This window comes from Arthrobacter globiformis, from assembly GCF_003261175.1.
GTDB classification, from domain to species: Bacteria; Actinomycetota; Actinomycetes; order Actinomycetales; family Micrococcaceae; genus Arthrobacter; species Arthrobacter globiformis_A.
The window spans coordinates 321,830-337,901 of sequence record NZ_QLNP01000098.1; the positions used below are offsets into that span (position 1 = coordinate 321,830).

Annotated in this window: 18 protein-coding genes; 5 read left to right on the forward strand and 13 right to left on the reverse strand. The window is 64.1% G+C overall.

The features are described from left to right. Positions 1-105: 105 nt before the first annotated feature. The 10 genes from DBZ45_RS18110 to DBZ45_RS18155 form a co-directional block, all read right to left on the reverse strand. The gene (locus DBZ45_RS18110; protein WP_111905217.1) at positions 106-339 is read right to left on the reverse strand and encodes a Flp family type IVb pilin; all 234 of its coding nucleotides are present in this window, start codon (positions 337-339) and stop codon (positions 106-108) included. A 248-nt stretch (positions 340-587) separates the two neighbouring features. Further along, positions 588-1,466: a type II secretion system F family protein gene (locus DBZ45_RS18115; protein ID WP_111905322.1), complete on the reverse strand. Its 879-nt coding sequence runs from the start codon at positions 1,464-1,466 to the stop codon at positions 588-590. Positions 1,467-1,482: 16 nt separating this feature from the next. Beyond that, positions 1,483-2,427 (reverse strand): type II secretion system F family protein, encoded by a 945-nt coding sequence (locus DBZ45_RS18120; RefSeq protein ID WP_111905218.1) that lies wholly within the window; start codon positions 2,425-2,427, stop codon positions 1,483-1,485. A gap of 2 nt (positions 2,428-2,429) precedes the next feature. Then, the gene (locus DBZ45_RS18125; protein WP_223257144.1) at positions 2,430-3,914 is read right to left on the reverse strand and encodes a CpaF family protein; all 1,485 of its coding nucleotides are present in this window, start codon (positions 3,912-3,914) and stop codon (positions 2,430-2,432) included. Beyond that, entirely contained in the window at positions 3,911-5,116 is a 1,206-nt protein-coding gene (locus DBZ45_RS18130; protein WP_111905219.1) for an AAA family ATPase, read from the reverse strand. Before DBZ45_RS18130 ends, DBZ45_RS18125 begins: the two co-directional genes overlap by 4 nt. After that, entirely contained in the window at positions 5,113-5,880 is a 768-nt protein-coding gene (cpaB, locus tag DBZ45_RS18135; RefSeq protein WP_190243176.1) for a Flp pilus assembly protein CpaB, read from the reverse strand. The genes DBZ45_RS18130 and cpaB overlap by 4 nt, the downstream gene beginning before the upstream one ends. Before the next feature lie 20 nt (positions 5,881-5,900). Next, a complete protein-coding gene (locus DBZ45_RS18140) occupies positions 5,901-6,917 on the reverse strand; it encodes a Tad domain-containing protein (protein WP_111905221.1) in 1,017 nt (338 codons plus the stop codon). Beyond that, positions 6,905-7,294 (reverse strand): TadE family protein, encoded by a 390-nt coding sequence (locus DBZ45_RS18145; RefSeq protein ID WP_111905222.1) that lies wholly within the window; start codon positions 7,292-7,294, stop codon positions 6,905-6,907. The genes DBZ45_RS18140 and DBZ45_RS18145 overlap by 13 nt, the downstream gene beginning before the upstream one ends. 127 nt (positions 7,295-7,421) lie before the next feature. Beyond that, positions 7,422-7,631: a Flp family type IVb pilin gene (locus tag DBZ45_RS18150; protein WP_111905223.1), complete on the reverse strand. Its 210-nt coding sequence runs from the start codon at positions 7,629-7,631 to the stop codon at positions 7,422-7,424. A 271-nt stretch (positions 7,632-7,902) separates the two neighbouring features. Next, positions 7,903-8,568 carry a prepilin peptidase gene (locus DBZ45_RS18155; RefSeq protein WP_223257145.1) on the reverse strand — a complete coding sequence of 222 codons (666 nt, stop codon included), beginning with the start codon at positions 8,566-8,568 and terminating at the stop codon, positions 7,903-7,905. A gap of 305 nt (positions 8,569-8,873) precedes the next feature. Between DBZ45_RS18155 and rplM the strand changes: the two genes are divergently transcribed. The 3 genes from rplM (at position 8,874) to glmM (ending at position 11,446) form a co-directional block, all read left to right on the forward strand. After that, positions 8,874-9,317: a 50S ribosomal protein L13 gene (gene rplM / locus DBZ45_RS18160; RefSeq protein ID WP_003805351.1), complete on the forward strand. Its 444-nt coding sequence runs from the start codon at positions 8,874-8,876 to the stop codon at positions 9,315-9,317. 36 nt (positions 9,318-9,353) lie between these two features. Next, on the forward strand, positions 9,354-9,860 hold the full coding sequence (gene rpsI / locus DBZ45_RS18165) for a 30S ribosomal protein S9 (protein ID WP_102973654.1): 507 nt from the start codon (positions 9,354-9,356) through the stop codon (positions 9,858-9,860). A gap of 224 nt (positions 9,861-10,084) precedes the next feature. After that, positions 10,085-11,446 (forward strand): phosphoglucosamine mutase, encoded by a 1,362-nt coding sequence (gene glmM, locus DBZ45_RS18170; protein ID WP_111905224.1) that lies wholly within the window; start codon positions 10,085-10,087, stop codon positions 11,444-11,446. Positions 11,447-11,542: 96 nt separating this feature from the next. On the opposite strand, the gene mscL is transcribed toward glmM, so the two are convergent. Both mscL and DBZ45_RS23835 read right to left on the reverse strand, forming a co-directional pair. After that, entirely contained in the window at positions 11,543-11,944 is a 402-nt protein-coding gene (gene mscL, locus DBZ45_RS18175; RefSeq protein ID WP_111905225.1) for a large conductance mechanosensitive channel protein MscL, read from the reverse strand. Between the two features lie 73 nt (positions 11,945-12,017). Then, positions 12,018-12,587: a M15 family metallopeptidase gene (locus tag DBZ45_RS23835; RefSeq protein ID WP_111905226.1), complete on the reverse strand. Its 570-nt coding sequence runs from the start codon at positions 12,585-12,587 to the stop codon at positions 12,018-12,020. Here DBZ45_RS23835 and DBZ45_RS23840 point away from each other — a divergent pair. Beyond that, on the forward strand, positions 12,577-13,020 hold the full coding sequence (locus DBZ45_RS23840) for a hypothetical protein (protein ID WP_146617538.1): 444 nt from the start codon (positions 12,577-12,579) through the stop codon (positions 13,018-13,020). The genes DBZ45_RS23835 and DBZ45_RS23840 overlap by 11 nt on opposite strands. Before the next feature lie 10 nt (positions 13,021-13,030). Here DBZ45_RS23840 and coaA read toward each other — a convergent pair whose 3' ends face one another. After that, entirely contained in the window at positions 13,031-13,996 is a 966-nt protein-coding gene (gene coaA, locus DBZ45_RS18190) for a type I pantothenate kinase (protein ID WP_111905228.1), read from the reverse strand. Between the two features lie 181 nt (positions 13,997-14,177). Between coaA and glmS the strand changes: the two genes are divergently transcribed. Next, entirely contained in the window at positions 14,178-16,070 is a 1,893-nt protein-coding gene (glmS, locus tag DBZ45_RS18195) for a glutamine--fructose-6-phosphate transaminase (isomerizing) (protein WP_111905229.1), read from the forward strand. The last annotated feature ends 2 nt before the right edge of the window (positions 16,071-16,072 follow it).

The following is a 16,072-nucleotide window of genomic DNA, read 5'->3' on the forward strand; positions in this document are numbered from 1 at the left end:
CTTCCAGATATGCCGATAGTCGTATTTTCGAGGTGGTGGCGAGCTGAGGGCCACCACCACCTCGAGAGGGTCAGGAGGTGGGCTAAGTGCCGCTATATCTGCGCCTTAGGCGCAGGTTGCGGTTCCAGCGGCGGCACCGGCGGCAACGGGAGTGAACGTCTTGTGATTGATAGAGCACTGCACCTGCGTGAAGGTGTCTTTCATGCCCCCGCCCAAGAGAGTGACTGCGGCAATAAGCACAACAGCGATGAGAGCGACCATGATGCCGTATTCAACGGCGGTGGCGCCCTTTTCGTCACGGCGGACACGGGCAGCAGCGTTAGAGAAGAAAGCAAGCATTTTTTACTCCTGAGCGAGTGTTGGGAAGCTGGTCCATCACCAGCTCTGTAAAAAAGTTAGCAAGGCAATTCGCTCAAGAATATGGAACTTGCAGCTTCCTGTGCCAAGCCTTGCCAAGGAGGGCTGTTACTGCGTTTACTGCACAAATCCTGCGATTTTCATGCGGATACAGTGCGCCCCGGCTGAAGGTGAAAATACGAAAAAAGGGCCCTTCGGTCCACGAACCGAAGGGCCCTGCAAACGAAAACCTACCCCGCAAACATCGAAATGATGCTCATCACCGTCGGCCCGAGAACCACGATGAACAGGGTGGGCAGAATGAAGAAGATGAGCGGGAACAGCATCTTCACCGGCATCTTCATGGCGTGCTCCTCGGCGCGCTGCTTCCGCTTGATCCGCATGTCTTCGGCCTGGGTTTTGAGGACGCCGGCGATGGCAACGCCGTACGCGTCAGCCTGGATCACGGCCCGGATGAAGCTGCGAACGTCCGGCACATCCACGCGCTCCGCCATCGCGAGGTAGGCGTCTTTCCGCGACCGGCCCACCTGGATGTCCTGGAGCGTGCGGACCAGTTCCTCCGCCATTGGGCCGTTGCCGCTGGTACCGGCGCGTCCCATTGCCGCTTCGAACCCGAGGCCGGCCTGGACCGAGATCAGCATGTGGTCCAGAGCGACCGGCAGTTCCAGGCGGATGGCCTCCCGCCGCTTCTGTGCCCGGTTGCGCACCAGCAGATCTGGGGTGAAGTAGCAGAGGGCAGTCACACCCGACAGGATCAGGAACCGCTGGGCTGACGGGCTGCCGGCAAAGAACAGGTACCCGGGGACGGCGCCCGCGAAGGCAAGCAGCGGTTTGACCATGATGAGCCGGGCCAGCGGCCAGTCCTTGGGCCGGCCCGCGCCCGCGAGTTGCCGGTCCAGCCAGGCGGCGTATCCCTTCGGCATGATGCGCTGGCTGGCCAGCTTCAGTTTCTCGGTGAAGCTGAGTGCAGGACCCTTGGCTTTGGACACACGGCCAAGGTTTTCCTGGATGTTGCGGAGTCCCGCTCGGTCGCCGGTGAAGACAAACCACGTCATGACAGTCACGGGTGCGATAACTGCCAGAATCGCCGCATAAGCCACAGGCTGCATGATGACCACCTTCTTTCTAGAACTTGGGTTTGATGATCCGGCTCAGCCAGAAGCCGCCGACGGTGAGCAGCACGACTGCCGCGGCGATCATGAGGTAGCCGGGCAGGGTGGCGGTGAAGGTGCGGGAGTACATCTCGTTGAACAGCGTCAGCCCGATGAACATCACCACGGGCAGGGCCATGAGGACGATCGCCGACATCCGGCCCTCAGCACTCAGCGCTCGGATCTGGCCGCGGACCTGGTTGCGGTCACGGACCGTATCGCCCAGGTGGTCCAGCACTTCCGCCAGGTCTCCGCCCACCTCCCGGTGGATCTCGATGGCCTGCGCGATGGAGAGAAAATCCTCGCTCTGGGTCCGCTTAGCCACATCCGCCAGCGATTCGCCGAGGTCGCGTCCAATCCTGGTCTCATTGACGATCCGGCCCAGTTCCTCCGACATCGGTGGCTGGCTTTCCTGCCCGGCCGCGTCCACAGCCCGAAGCAGACTGTGCCCGGCCCTCAGGCCGCCGGAGAACATCTGGAGCGTGTCTCTCACCTGCTGGTCAAACTGCCGACGGCGGCGCCCCGCCAAGGCGTTCAGCATCAGGTGCAGTCCAAGCGGGGTCAGCAGAGTCAGGAGGATAGCGGCGAAAACACCGCCTAGGAACAACCCGACAACTGCGTCGGTCAGGGTTATGACGCCTGCCATGATCAGGTAGTCGCCCGGTTCCTTCTTGAGACCGCACTCATCCAGCCGCTCCTGTGTGAGCAGGCCCGGCCCGCGCTTCCTGAGTCCCTTGTTCAGCACTCCCACGGCATGGTCGGTCAGTCTGGTCAGTGATGAGGTCTGGGTTGGGACGTCGGGCTGGCGGCGGGACAGCGGAATACCCGAATTTGGCTTGAGGGCAACGCCGAAGACCAGGAAGATCGAGAGGTAGAGCAGTACCAGCGCCACCACGAAAACGCCGGAGTCCCCCGGCATAGTTACCGCCCCCTTGCCGGCGCAATGCCGGGGAGGATTGCTCCGAACACGGCCGGCGAGATCTCGATGCCGAGCTCGGCGAAACGCTCCGTGAACCGTGGCCGGACGCCCGTCGGCACCGGCTTCCCCACGAAGCGGCCGTTGGCGTCTATGCCCGCCGAATAGTCGAACACGAAGGCGTCCTGGAGGGTGACGATGTCCCCCTCCATGCCCTGCACCTCGGTGACATGGGTGACGCGGCGGGAGCCGTCACGCATCCTGGTGATGTGGACGATCAGGTTGACCGCGGAGGCCAGCTGTTCGCGCACGGCCCGGAGCGGAAGGTCCATTCCTGCCATCAGCACCAGCGTTTCAAGACGGGCGATGGCGTCCCGCGGCGAGTTGGCGTGCACGGTGGAGATGGAACCGTCGTGGCCGGTGTTCATCGCCTGAAGCATGTCGAGGCATTCGCCGCCGCGGACCTCACCCACCACAATCCTGTCCGGCCGCATACGCAGCGAGTTCCGGACCAGGTCCCTAATGGACACCTCACCTTTGCCCTCGATGTTCTGCGGGCGGCTTTCGAGGCGGATGACGTGGTCCTGCTGGAGTTGAAGTTCGACGGCGTCCTCGATGGTCACGATCCGGTCGTCCGGCGGTATGAATCCGGACAGCACATTCAAAAGCGTGGTCTTGCCCGTGCCGGTGCCGCCGGAAACGATGATGTTTAGCCGAGCCTTGACGCAGGCGTTCAGGAGCTCCGCCATCTCGGGGGAGAGGCTGCCCAGGGAAACGAGGTCGTGGACCGTCAGCGCCTCCCGGCCGAATTTCCGGATGGTTAGGGCAGGACCGTTGACGGCCAGCGGGGGAATGATGGCGTTGACGCGCGATCCGTCCGCAAGCCGGGCGTCCACTAGGGGGGAGGACTCGTCGATGCGGCGGCCCACCTTGGACACGATCCGGTCGATTACCCGCCGTAATGCGTCCTCGGAGCTGAACTTTGTGTCCGTGGGGAGGATGCGGCCCTGGCGTTCCACGTAGACCTGGTCATGGCGGTTCACCATGACCTCCGTAATGGAAGGGTCATCGAGGAAGCGCTGGATGGGGCCGTGGCCCAGGACATCGTCGATGATGTCCCGGATAAGCCGCTGCCGCTCGGGCCCCGACAACGGAACCTGCTCTTCGTCCACAACGGTCTTCAGTTCATCCCGGACGAACTGGTGCAGTTCCTCGTCCTCGAGGGCGGAATCGGTGAGCCGCGAACCCAGCCGCTCAAAAAGTGCCTGGGTAGCCCGTTCCTTCAGGGCGTTCAGGGCTTCGCTGGCTACGGAAGCAACGGCTGGCATCTCCAAGGCTGCGGTGGCTGCCGAGCCTGCAGCCTGCTCCTCATGCTTCCTGCCGAGCGTGGTGGCAGCCGGCTTGGGCTTGAAGACGTCGGTAGGCTGTGACTTTTCGGGGCCCGGCTTGGACTCGCCCCGCAGGTTCTGGAACCGGTCTGTGAGGTTCACTGGACTACCGCCCTTCGGTGCAGCTTCTTGTGAGGTCTTTCTTCCCAATTCGGTTTGAAGCGCTCCACCAGCTGGCGGAGGCCTTTGCCGGCCGAGTCCCGGCTTCCGTCCTGCAGGACGGGCACTCCCTTGTTCGTGGAGTAGGGCAGGGTTTTGGAGCGGGGGAGCGCAACGTCAACAGGTGAGCCAATGGTGGCTTCGATGTCCTGCAGCGTGAGGCCCGCCCTGCGGTCCGTCATGTTCAGCACCACGTGCCGTTTCTCCGGGACGAGGCCGAGCTCAGCGAGGATCTGGAACCCCGTCCTGAGGCCCCGAATGCTGGGAATATCCATTCCGCAAATCCAGACAGCATCCGTGGCCTGCTCCAGTGTTGCAAGGACGTGCTCACCCAGGCCCGGTGCCGTGTCCACCACGATGTAGTGGAACTCGTCGCGCAGCTGGTTCAGGAGCCGGCTGACCTGTTCGCCGGAGATCCTGTCCATTTCGATCGGGTTTCTCGGCGCACAGAGGGCGTATATCCCCGCGGGGTGGACGGTGAGGTACGCCTTCAGGACCATGGAGTCCTGGCTTGCGGCGCCCACCACGGCGTCGGTGATGGTGTGTTCCGGGTCCAACATCAGCCCGCTGGCGACATCGCCGAACTGCAGGTCCAGGTCCACGATCACCACGCTCATCGGCGCGCTTTTGCCAAGGCCGACGGCGAGATTCGTGGCCACCGTGGTCTTGCCAACCCCGCCTTTGGGGGACATGACCGCGATGACCCGGCCGCCCTCGCCGTGGTCGGCGTGCTCGGCCGCCCCCGGGGCCAAACCCCGACGGCGGCCCGCGGCCGCGAGGCTCGCCCGCTCCAGCAGGACGCGGATGGCGTCCGGGTCCGCGGCTGGGTCCAGCAGGTCACGAACCCCGGAACGCATTGCCTGGAGGACTACTTCCTTGGTTTCAGGCACCACCAGTACAACGCTGATTTCGGGGTACTGCAGATCCATGACCGACGCCAGCTTTAAGGAGCCGTCGACCGGCAGGCCTGGTCCGAGGATCAGCACCTCCGGCGGCTCACCTACGAGCTGCCGGAGGAAATCCTGCGGGCTCTCGGGAAGGTAGTCCGCCTGGAACACCCGCAGCGAACCGTGCATGCCGGACACTGCCAGCTGGATGCGGCGCTCAAAGTCGGCGTTCGGAGTGATGAGGACAAAGCGGCTCATCGGAACAACCTTCCGGTGTTCACAACTCCCGACGTGCCCTCCACCGCGGTCGCCGGCTCCTTGGAGAGGTAGACGCTTCCGAATTCTGTGGTGAAGATGATCTTTTCGGCGTCCGCGGAGCTACGGGCCAGGGTGATGAGATAGGTGTCATTGGATGAGGCAGATTTCTTCGAGTTGAGTGCGCTACTGGATGCATCCTCCTTGGCCTCGGCCTCTTGGGACGTGGCTGTGCTGCCGTTGCTGAACTGCGCCGCCGTGACCAGCACCTTGTGGAAGGTCAGCTGCGTTCCGCCGGACCTCGTCGCAGAGTCATCAACGGAGAGGAATACGCCCACGGTGTCCCCGGCCGTCAGGGTGCCGCCCACCACCCGTTCGATCGGCAGCTTGAGGGTGATCTCCTGCATGCCCGCAGGGACCTGGACGCGGGCGGGCCCGAGGATGGAATCAGCATCAACCATGCGGGTGGCGAGGAGCTGCTCGCCGGGCATCAGGTCCACGGCAGCGACCTTCTGGCCAATCTGGTTGAGATCGGTCACCGCTCCGGAGGCCACGGCCAGTTTCGGTACTTCTTTCCGGACGACGGCGCCGGCAGCCTTATCGATTCCCGAGCCGGCCGCAATGGTTTTCTCCACTACATACACGGATTCGGTTTCGGTGTCCGCCAGTGCGCGCCTATCCGCATTCTGCACATAATTGACCAAAAGAACCGTACCAATAATTGCCACCAACAGGGCGGCAATGCCTCCAATTAGGCGAGCTTTCATTTTATCCCCCTAGCTAGTTATTAGTTGACGAGGCGAATGTAGACGGTTCCAAGGTCGTCTCCGGTGCCTGTGTTTCCTTCGAATGCATCAATGGACTCGAATTTCTTGAATTTGCCGATGATGCTCCGGCAAGGATCCACGCAGGCGGTAGCCGGAGTGGGAGAATTGTTGTAAGTACGGGGTCCGCTCGAACCGCCGCCGAACTTCCAGCCAACCATTTGAAAAGTGGCATAACCGCGGATATGGAACCAGCCGTTACCCTTGCCCTTGCCAGCATTGTCGTATACCGGAAAGACGCCGAGTACTTCGTCGCCGGCCTGGATGGTGTTGATCCAGCCTTGAAGCACGGAATCGCAGTTTTCGCCCGGCTTGTTGGGGTAATCTGCGCCGGGATCGTAGGCGGCGTTGTCCTCCGCGTCTGTGGTCGCCCTGCATTGCCCACCGTTCTGGTTCAGCCAGCCGAACCCGCCGGGAATGGCATGTCCGGACGTCGACGTGCAGGTCCCCATTCCAGGCTTGTAGCGGATCTGCTGGAGGATGCCGGTTGCGACGGCGTCTGTGAGGTCGTACTGGCATTCGGACAGGGCGAGCGGGAAGCCCCCTCCTGATCCCGGAACCTCAATGGATGCTGTGGCGTGTGCACCCACGCTCACCGCGGGGGCATTCAGTACGCTGGCGAAAAGCTTGGCGAGTACGCTGCTGCTGCCGTTCTTGGTGGTGGTTCGGACCGTGACCTGGTCCGGTACGGAAAGGTCTACCTCGGAGACGTTCGCGTCGCCATCGTTTGTATTGCTATTGGCCAATGGATCGGCGAATGCCTGGGCCTCTGCCTGGGTGCAGCCCGTCTTATGGCAGGCCTGGGCGACGCCCAGGGCGCCCGCGTCAGCGCCGTTCTGGAGCTGTGCCCGTTCGGAGTAGATCTGCCCGACGTCCACGGCCAGTGCACCGGCACCTATGAGCACCAGCATCATGACCGCCACTAGGACTCCAGCGGCTCCGCGCTCGCCATCCTGTTGCCCAGGCTTTAGCCTTCGCATCGCATGGCTCCTGTCCCGGTGACCGTCACGGTGCTGCCGAAGATGCCCGTCAGTGTTGGAGCGGGGTAGGTGATGGTGACGGTCATGTTCTCGCCGGCCGTGCAAGACCCGGGGGAGAAGGCGTACTCAAAATCCGCACCGTTCAGGCCGGGCGCGCCGGCGGATGCGGCAACGGCTGCTGCGCTCTGGTCGTCCTCGATGGCCATCTCCCTGGCAGCCTCCCTGGCAGCTTGAGTGACGGAAATCTGCAGGTTGTAGGCGTGAGAAAACTCCACAATGCCGGCCACAAGGGCCAGGAGGATGGGCGCAACCAGGGCAAACTCGACGGCAGCCGCGCCGCTTTGGTGCCCTTTTGCTCGGAAGTTGCTGCGGTTCACTGGATCCCCCGTGAGTAGTTACAGCCGATTAGGGTGGTGTGCCGCGTCCGTGGACGCGGCACACCGATTGTTGCTGCGACCGGGCCCCACGCATTTGTTGGCTGGCGGCAGCGGGCGGAACGTCGAGCTAGGGAACTGTCCAGCCGCCAACCTCTAGGGCGAGATTCCGGAACCAGGTGTCGAGTGCGCCGCCGAAGACACCGACGCCACCAATGATCAGGAACGCGATGAATGCCACGAGCAGTGAGTATTCGGTCGCGGTGGCGCCTTTTTCTGATTCCAGCCGGCCCTTGATTCCGGAAACGAAGGCAAGAACGGAGACCATGAAAGTAGACATTGTTTTTCCTTAAGTTCGATGGAATAAATGCTTTCGAATTCCAGCCTCCCCCGTACCGCGAAAGGGCTGGTGCTTCGATAGCTAAAGAATCCACCGGAAAGCAGTCCGGCAACAATGCGTAGTTCTACCCGTCTTTCCCCCCAGGGAAATAAGTATTCCCCCCAAGCGGGTACTCATACTAGGAAAACTGCAAGCACGGGGCTACTCGGAAACTCAAGAAATCATCAAGATTGTTGTAGGTAATTCGACGTTTCACCAGAAATGCCGGTATTTAGGATGCCAGTAAAACAGTCCCTAGGGCGGCGGCGAGCATCGAGGGGCCAAAGGCGACTTCCGATCTGAAATTGGCGCGCTTCAGCCTAATCAAAACGACGGATAAGATACCGCCCAAAACAAAGCCGAGTGCTCCGCCATAGAACAGGTGGCTCCACCCCAAGTAGCCCAAGTACAGGCCCACGGGGGCGGCAAGCTTGACATCGCCCATGCCGATGCCGTTTGGCGAAATCAGGGCCAGAATCAGGAAAATGACGAACAGGATGGCCGCCCCGGCGCCCGCTCGGAGCAGTTCGGCCCACTCTGCCGTGGCTGAACTGCCCAGAACCAGGAGCGCCAGGCCGGCCACCAGTAGCGTGAGCACGAGGGGGTTCGGCAGCAGATGATGGGCCACATCAATGCGGGCCAGCTGCACGCCGACGACCGCAAGCAGGAGAAAAGCAGGCAGGGACCAGTCCGATCCCAGTCGCAGCGCAAGGGCGGCGCAGAGGGCTCCGGTAACTGCCGCCGTCGTAATTCTTGTCCGCGCGCCCGGCAGCCCGCCGAGGCGGGGGAGGGTGCGGGCGATGACGTATTCAGCAAGCAGGCTCAGTAAAATACCAATGAGTCCCATGACCAAGGCGAAGAGCGGCCCGGCGCTGGCGGCGATACCTGCTGAAGTCACGTGCACTCCTGGGTGGAAGGGCCCGGCGCTGGCGCAGGACTCCACGACCCCCGCCACCGGATACCCCATTTTGACCCGGGCCGCCGGTTGGCGCTATTCTTGGTAGTCGTTGTGCGTGTCCTTTCTCGATGATGCGTGCCCGCTTGGGGATCCAGTTGCAGGATCACTACCCGACGGGCATTTTCGGGACTAGGGGATAACTGGTCCATAGAGCCCTCACCTCTGTTCCGGTCGCGCATAGATAGTAGGCGCACCCCGTGTGACGCCTAAAACAAGAACGCCAGAACAAGAACGAGGCAAACACCGTGCGTACGTACACCCCGAAGCCCGGCGATATCAACCGCCAGTGGCACGTCATTGACGCCACCGACGTTGTCCTGGGTCGTCTTGCCAGCCAGACCGCAACACTGCTGCGCGGAAAGCACAAGCCGACCTTTGCGTCCCACATGGACATGGGCGACTTCGTCATCATCATCAACGCTGAAAAGGTTGCCCTCACCGGCGCCAAGCTGGAGCAGAAGCGCGCATACCGCCACTCCGGTTACCCGGGCGGCCTGACCTCCGTCAACTACGCGGAACTCCTGGAGTCCAACCCGGTCCGGGCCGTTGAGAAGGCCATCAAGGGCATGCTCCCGAAGAACTCCCTCGCTGCCCAGCAGCTGAGCAAGCTGAAGGTCTACCGTGGCGCCGAGCACCCCCACGCAGCCCAGCAGCCCAAGACTTTCGAAATCACCCAGGTCGCCCAGTAGTCCTGGCCACCAACACTTTTATCTACAAGGAGAACCGTGGCTCAGAACGATGAACTGACCACCGAAGCCGTTGAGGCTGAGGAAAACCTGACCAGCTACACCTCGGAAAGCGGCGCTACCGAAGCCGCCCCGAAGAAGGAGCGCCCGGCACTGACCGTTGCCGGCGCAGCTGTTGGCCGCCGCAAGGAAGCCGTTGCACGCGTTCGCGTTGTGCCGGGCTCTGGCAAGTGGACCATCAACGGCCGCGAGCTGGATAACTACTTCCCGAACAAGCTGCACCAGCAGGACGTCAACGAGCCCTTCAAGATCCTGGATCTCGAAGGCGCCTACGACGTCATTGCCCGCATCCACGGCGGTGGCCCCTCCGGCCAGGCCGGTGCACTGCGCCTCGGCATCGCCCGTTCGCTGAACGAGATCGACGTCGAGAACAACCGCGCCACCCTGAAGAAGGCCGGCTACCTCACCCGTGACGCCCGCGTCATCGAGCGTAAGAAGGCCGGTCTCAAGAAGGCACGCAAGGCTCAGCAGTACTCCAAGCGCTAAATCCGCTTGCCGGGGCGTTACGCCTCGATCAGAAGCCCGTTCCGCCATGTGGCGGGGCGGGCTTCTGCCGTTAAGTCGTTGCGGGGCGGGCTTCTGCCGTTAACCACCGTTACGGAACATGGTCCCCGGTGAGCAGGGAAAACGTCCCCGGCGCCGCCAGATGACGCCGTCCAGACCGGGTCCAAGGCAGGAGCGGGCACCTCAATCGTCTAAACTTGGACGCGATGTCTACATTATTTGGAACAGACGGTGTCCGTGGCCTGGCGAATGGCCTGCTGACAGCCGAGCTCGCATTGCAGCTGGCCCAGGCCGCCGCCGTCGTGCTTGGCCATGAACGCACCAGCGAAGGTGCACGCCCGCGAGCCGTAGTGGCGAGGGACCCCCGTGCAAGCGGCGAGTTCATCGCCGCGGCCGTTGAGGCCGGGCTTTCCAGCTCCGGCATCGACGTCTACGACGCCGGTGTCCTGCCCACTCCCGCGGCCGCCTACCTTGTGGCAGACCTGAAGGCCGACTTCGGCGTCATGATCTCCGCCTCGCACAATCCGGCTCCCGACAACGGGATCAAGTTCTTCGCCCGCGGCGGCCAGAAGCTCCCCGACGAGGTGGAGGACGCCATTGAGGCCCAGATGGGCAAGGAGCCTTTCCGCCCCGTGGGCGGTGAGGTGGGCCGCATCCAGAGGTTCTCCGACGCAGAGGACCGGTACATCGTCCACCTCCTGGGAACCCTCCCGCATAATCTCGATGGCATCAGAGTGGTCCTGGACTGCGCGCACGGTGCCGCCAGCGGCTGTTCCCCCCAGGTGTTCAAGGATGCCGGTGCTGACGTGATTGTGATTGGCGCCGAACCGGACGGCCTGAACATCAACGAAGGCGTAGGTTCCACGCACCTCGGCCCGCTCAAGGCGGCCGTGGTGGAGCACGGCGCCGACCTCGGCATCGCCCACGACGGCGACGCCGACCGTTGCCTGGCCGTGGACCACGAGGGTAACGAGGTGGACGGCGACCAGATCATGGCCATCATCGCCGTTGCGCTGAAGAAGGCCGGCAAGCTCAAGGACGACGTCCTCGTGGCCACGGTGATGAGCAACCTCGGGCTCAAGATCGCCCTCCGCGACGCCGGCATCGCCATCCGGGAAACGGGCGTGGGGGACAGGTACGTGCTGGAGGAAATGCGCGACGGCGGCTACAACCTGGGCGGCGAACAGTCCGGGCACGTGATCCTCGCTGACTACGCCACCACGGGCGACGGCGTGCTGACCGGCCTGCAGTTGGCCGCGCAGGTGGCCCTGACCGGCCGCTCGCTCAAGGAACTCGCGACGGTCATGACCAAACTGCCCCAGGTCCTCATCAACGTGAAGGACGTGGACCGGACCCGGGTCAGCGGTGACGCAACCCTGGCTGCAGCCGTGGCGGCGGCCGAAGCCGAGCTGGGCGACGCCGGCCGGGTGCTCCTGCGCCCCTCCGGCACCGAGCCCGTGGTGCGCGTCATGGTGGAGGCAGGCGATCAGCAGACCGCCCAGGTCATCGCCGAGCGCCTCGCCCAGGTTGTGAAGACCCAGCTGGCCCTCGAACTCGTCGGCGACTAGGTTTCGACTCGCCCCGTAAAGCGCCCCAAAGGGAAAAAGCAGCCCGCCTCCGTAACGGAGGCGGGCTGCTTTTCTTGTTGCGCTTCGGCGTCGGCGCTACTTCGCGGCCTGGTTCTGGGTCTGCAGCGCGTCGCGGATCTCCTTCAGCAGGGCGATCTGCGGATCCTCGGCAGCTTCCTTCTTGGCGTCCTGCCCGATTCCCAGCTTGCGGTTGCGGTGCTCGATCAGCCGGTTCATCGGGGCGACGATGACGAAGTAGAGCGCGGAGGCAACCAGCAGGAAGTTGACCACCGCGGTGAGCAGCACGCCGAACCGCACATCGCCGAACGCCAGGAATTCGTCAAAGTTCGGCTCACCAACCAGCATTGAGATCAGCGGCATCAGCACGCTCTTGACCAGCGCATCCACCACGGCGCTGAACGCCGATCCGATGACCACCGCCACCGCCAGGTCGATGACGTTTCCCTTGAGAATGAACTTCTTAAATCCAGTAAGCATGCCAACCAAATTACCGCACCGGCTTGACGGGACGCTTACCGGCCCATGAAGCGCAGGTGGCGGTGCGATGGCGTCAGCGGTAGCCGGGGGCAGCGTCCAAGCCGAAATACTGCTCCAGGGTGGCGATGCCGCGTTTGCGCATGTCCGTGGCCGCCTCCACACCGACGTACCGCAGGTGCCACGATTCGTAGAAGTACCCGGTGGTGGTGTGCTGCATAAACGGGTAGCGCACCACGAAGCCGAAGCGGTGCGCGTTGGCCTTGGCCCAGGCGGCGGCCGGTTGCTCGGCGAAGCACGGCTGGAAGCTGCAGGCGCCGCCGCCGTCGCCGATGTCGAACGACCAGCCCGTTTGGTGTTCGGAAAAGCCCGGGCGCGCAGAGGCGGTGTCCGCCGCGGCCCGTCCCTGGGAGCTTACCCAGCCGTTGTAAGTGACGGTCTGCGTCGCATAGGAGCGGTAGCCGCTCGCCAGCGTCATGGTGACGCCGGCCGCCGCCGCGGCGGCGAACATCCGTTCTGCGGCAGCCGCCGTCGTACGGTTCAGCTGGGCTGCCTCCCCGGTGACGGCGAGGGCCACGCGTGGCTGGACCAGATCGGCCGGAACGTAGTTGGCCGGCTTGAGCGGGCGGTGCTTGTTGACGATCACCCAGGGGCTGCTGGGCGCGGTGAGCGAGTACTGCTTGGGCAGGCGGGACGCGGCCGACGGCGGGGCTGCCGCCGCCGTCGTGGTTGGTGCGGTTGTGGACGGCGACGAGGCGGATGAGCTGGCCGGCGACGCAGCGGACGCGGGGGCAGCGGGGGAGGCCGCGCCGCTGGTCGTTGCAGGGGAGCCGCTGGAGGCGGATCCGGACCCCGACGGGACCGGAGAGGCCGCACCGGAAGCGGCCGGGGACGCCGTGCCCGAAGCCTCCGAAGTGGTTCCCGATGCCTCCGGCGCAGGGCCAGGGGTGCAGGCCGCCAGGGCAGACAGGCCGGCACCCGCCATCAGCAGCCGTGCCACCGCGCGGCGGCTGGGCCGATCCCCGGGTCGGGCGACGGCGGGCCGGGCCTCGGCGGAGGGCTCGGAAGAGCAGTTGTAGCACATGCGTGCTAGACCTTTCTCAACAGCATCCGGCGGACGGAATGGTCCGCTTCCTTGGTGAGCACCAGCTGGGCCCGCCCACGGGTGGGCAGCACATTCTCTTCAAGGTTCGGTTCGTTGATGCGCTTCCAGATGTCGCGGGCCGTCTCTTCGGCCTCGGAGTCGGAAAGCGTCGCGTAACGGTGGAAGTACGACTCCGGCTGCGCGAAGGCGGTGGAACGTAGTTTCCGGAACCGGTCCACGTACCATTCCTCGATGTACGACGTCTTGGCGTCCACATAGATGGAGAAGTCGAAGAAGTCACTCAGCGCCAGCCCCTGGCGGCCGTCGTGCCGGGGACGGGCGGGTGCCAGCACGTTCAGGCCCTCGACAATGAGGACGTCCGGACGCCGGACCACCACTTCCTTGCCGGGGACGATGTCATAGGTGACGTGCGAGTACCAGGGTGCCCGCACTTCCTCGGCGCCGCCCTTGATTTCGCTCACGAAGCGCAGCAGCGACCGGCGGTCATAGGACTCCGGGAAACCTTTGCGGTCGAGCAGCTGCCGGCGCTTGAGTTCGGCCAGCGGATAAAGGAAGCCGTCAGTGGTAATGAGCTCGACGTTCGGCGTGCCCGGCCACCGCCGCAGCATCTCGCGGAGGACACGCGCGATGGTGGACTTGCCCACAGCAACGGATCCGGCGACGCCGATAACGAACGGGGTGCGCTCGGTCTTCTCGCCGAGGAACGTGGTGGTGGCCGCATGCAGCTGCCCGGCGGCTTCCACGTACAGATGCAACAGCCGGGACAGCGGGAGGTAGACCTCACGGACCTCGCTGATGTCCAAGGGGTCACCGAGGCCGCGGAGGCGCAGCACGTCCTCTTCATTAAGGGGCTGCTCCATCTGGGCCGAAAGCCGGGACCAGGTCTGCCGGTCCAGCTCCACGAACGGGGAAACACCCTCTCCGTTCGCTTCGTTGCGTTGCAAAGTCACCCTAGAGATTCTGCCCCGCCCGGCGCCGAGAGCGAAATGCGGCCTGCCGTAAAGTCCCTGATGAAGGGCCTTCCGGGGCCATTGAGACGGTGTGGGCAGGGCCAGAACGTCGTTTTGCCGGAGCGTTCCCTGAGATGTCATCCGACGTTGGTTACCCGCAAAGCCGGTTAGGCTTATACCCATGTGTGGAATCGTGGGTTATGTAGGCCGTTCGTCGGGTCGGGCTGATGCCGGGCACGGCGCGTTGGATGTTGTTCTTGAGGGGCTTCGCCGTCTGGAGTACCGGGGCTATGACTCGGCCGGTGTCGCTGTGGTGGCTGACGGGGAGATTTCCTCGCGGAAGAAGTCCGGGAAGCTGAGCAACCTGCTGGCTGAGCTGGAGGAGCGGCCGCTGCCGGAGTCGCTGACCGGCATCGGGCACACGCGGTGGGCCACGCATGGTGGCCCGACGGATCAGAACGCGCACCCGCATCTGTCTGATGGCGGGAAGCTTGCGGTGATCCACAACGGCATCATTGAAAATTTTGCGGAGCTGAAGCAGGAGCTGCTGGCCAAGGGTGTTGTCTTCGCGTCGGAGACTGACACTGAGGTGGCCGCGGCGCTGCTGGGCGACATTTTCCGGAACAAGCTGGGCGGGGACGTCTCCGACGGCGGCCTGACCCGGGCGATGGAGCTGGCCTGCCAGCGGCTTGAGGGCGCGTTCACGCTCCTTGCCGTGCACGCTGACCAGCCCGACGTGGTCGTGGCTGCGCGCCGGAACTCCCCGCTTGTGGTGGGCCTGGGCGAGGGCGAGAACTTCCTGGGTTCGGATGTGTCCGGGTTCATTGACTACACGCGCCGTGCGGTGGAGCTGGGCCAGGACCAGATCGTGACGATCACCGCTGACACGGTGGAGATCACCGACTTCTTCGGCGCCCCGGCGGAGGGCAAGGAGTACCACGTTGACTGGGACCCGGCCTCTGCTGAGAAGGGCGGCTTCGCCTCGTTCATGGAGAAGGAAATCCATGACCAGCCCGACGCCGTGGCCCAGACGCTGCTGGGGCGCTCGGACCTGAACGGCCGGCTGACCCTGGATGAGCTGCGCATTGATCCGCAGCTGCTGAAGAAGGTCGACAAGATCATCGTGCTGGCCTGCGGCACGGCCGCGTACGCGGGCCTGGTGGCCAAGTACGCGATCGAGAACTGGTGCCGGATCCCCACCGAGGTGGAGCTCGCGCACGAGTTCCGTTACCGCGACCCGATCGTCACTGAGAACACCCTGGTGGTCTCCATCAGCCAGTCCGGCGAGACGATGGACACGCTGATGGCCGTCCGCTACGCCCGTGAGCAGGGCGCCAAGACGGTGTCCATCTGCAACACCAACGGGTCCACGATTCCGCGTGAGTCCGACGCCGTGCTGTACACGCACGCCGGTCCGGAGATCGCGGTGGCTTCCACCAAGGCGTTCCTGGCCCAGATCACCGCGGCGTACCTGCTGGGCCTTTACCTGGCGCAGCTGCGCGGGAACATCTTCTCCGGGCAGGTCAAGGACGTGCTGGCTGACCTGGGCAAGATCCCGGCGAAGATCCAGAAGATCCTCGACTCCGCCGAGGAACTGCGCGAGCTGGCCCGCAGCATGAAGGACGAGAAGTCCGTGCTGTTCCTGGGCCGCCACGTGGGCTACCCGGTAGCGCTCGAGGGCGCGCTGAAGCTGAAGGAAATCGCGTACATCCACGCCGAGGGCTTCGCCGCCGGTGAACTCAAGCACGGCCCGATCGCCCTGATCGACGAGGGCCAGCCGGTGTTCGTGGTGGTCCCGTCCCCGCGCGGCCGCGATTCGCTGCACTCCAAGGTGGTCTCCAACATCCAGGAGATCCGCGCCCGCGGTGCCCGCACCCTGGTGATCGCCGAGGAAGGCGACGAAGCGGTCCGCGACTACGCCGAGCACGTTTTCTACGTCCCGGAAACCCCGACGCTGCTGATGCCGCTGCTGACCACCGTCCCGCTGCAGATCTTCGCGTGCGAACTCGCCGCAGCCAAGGGCTACGACGTGGACCAGCCGCGCAACCTGGCCAAGAGCGTCACAGTAGAGTAAGC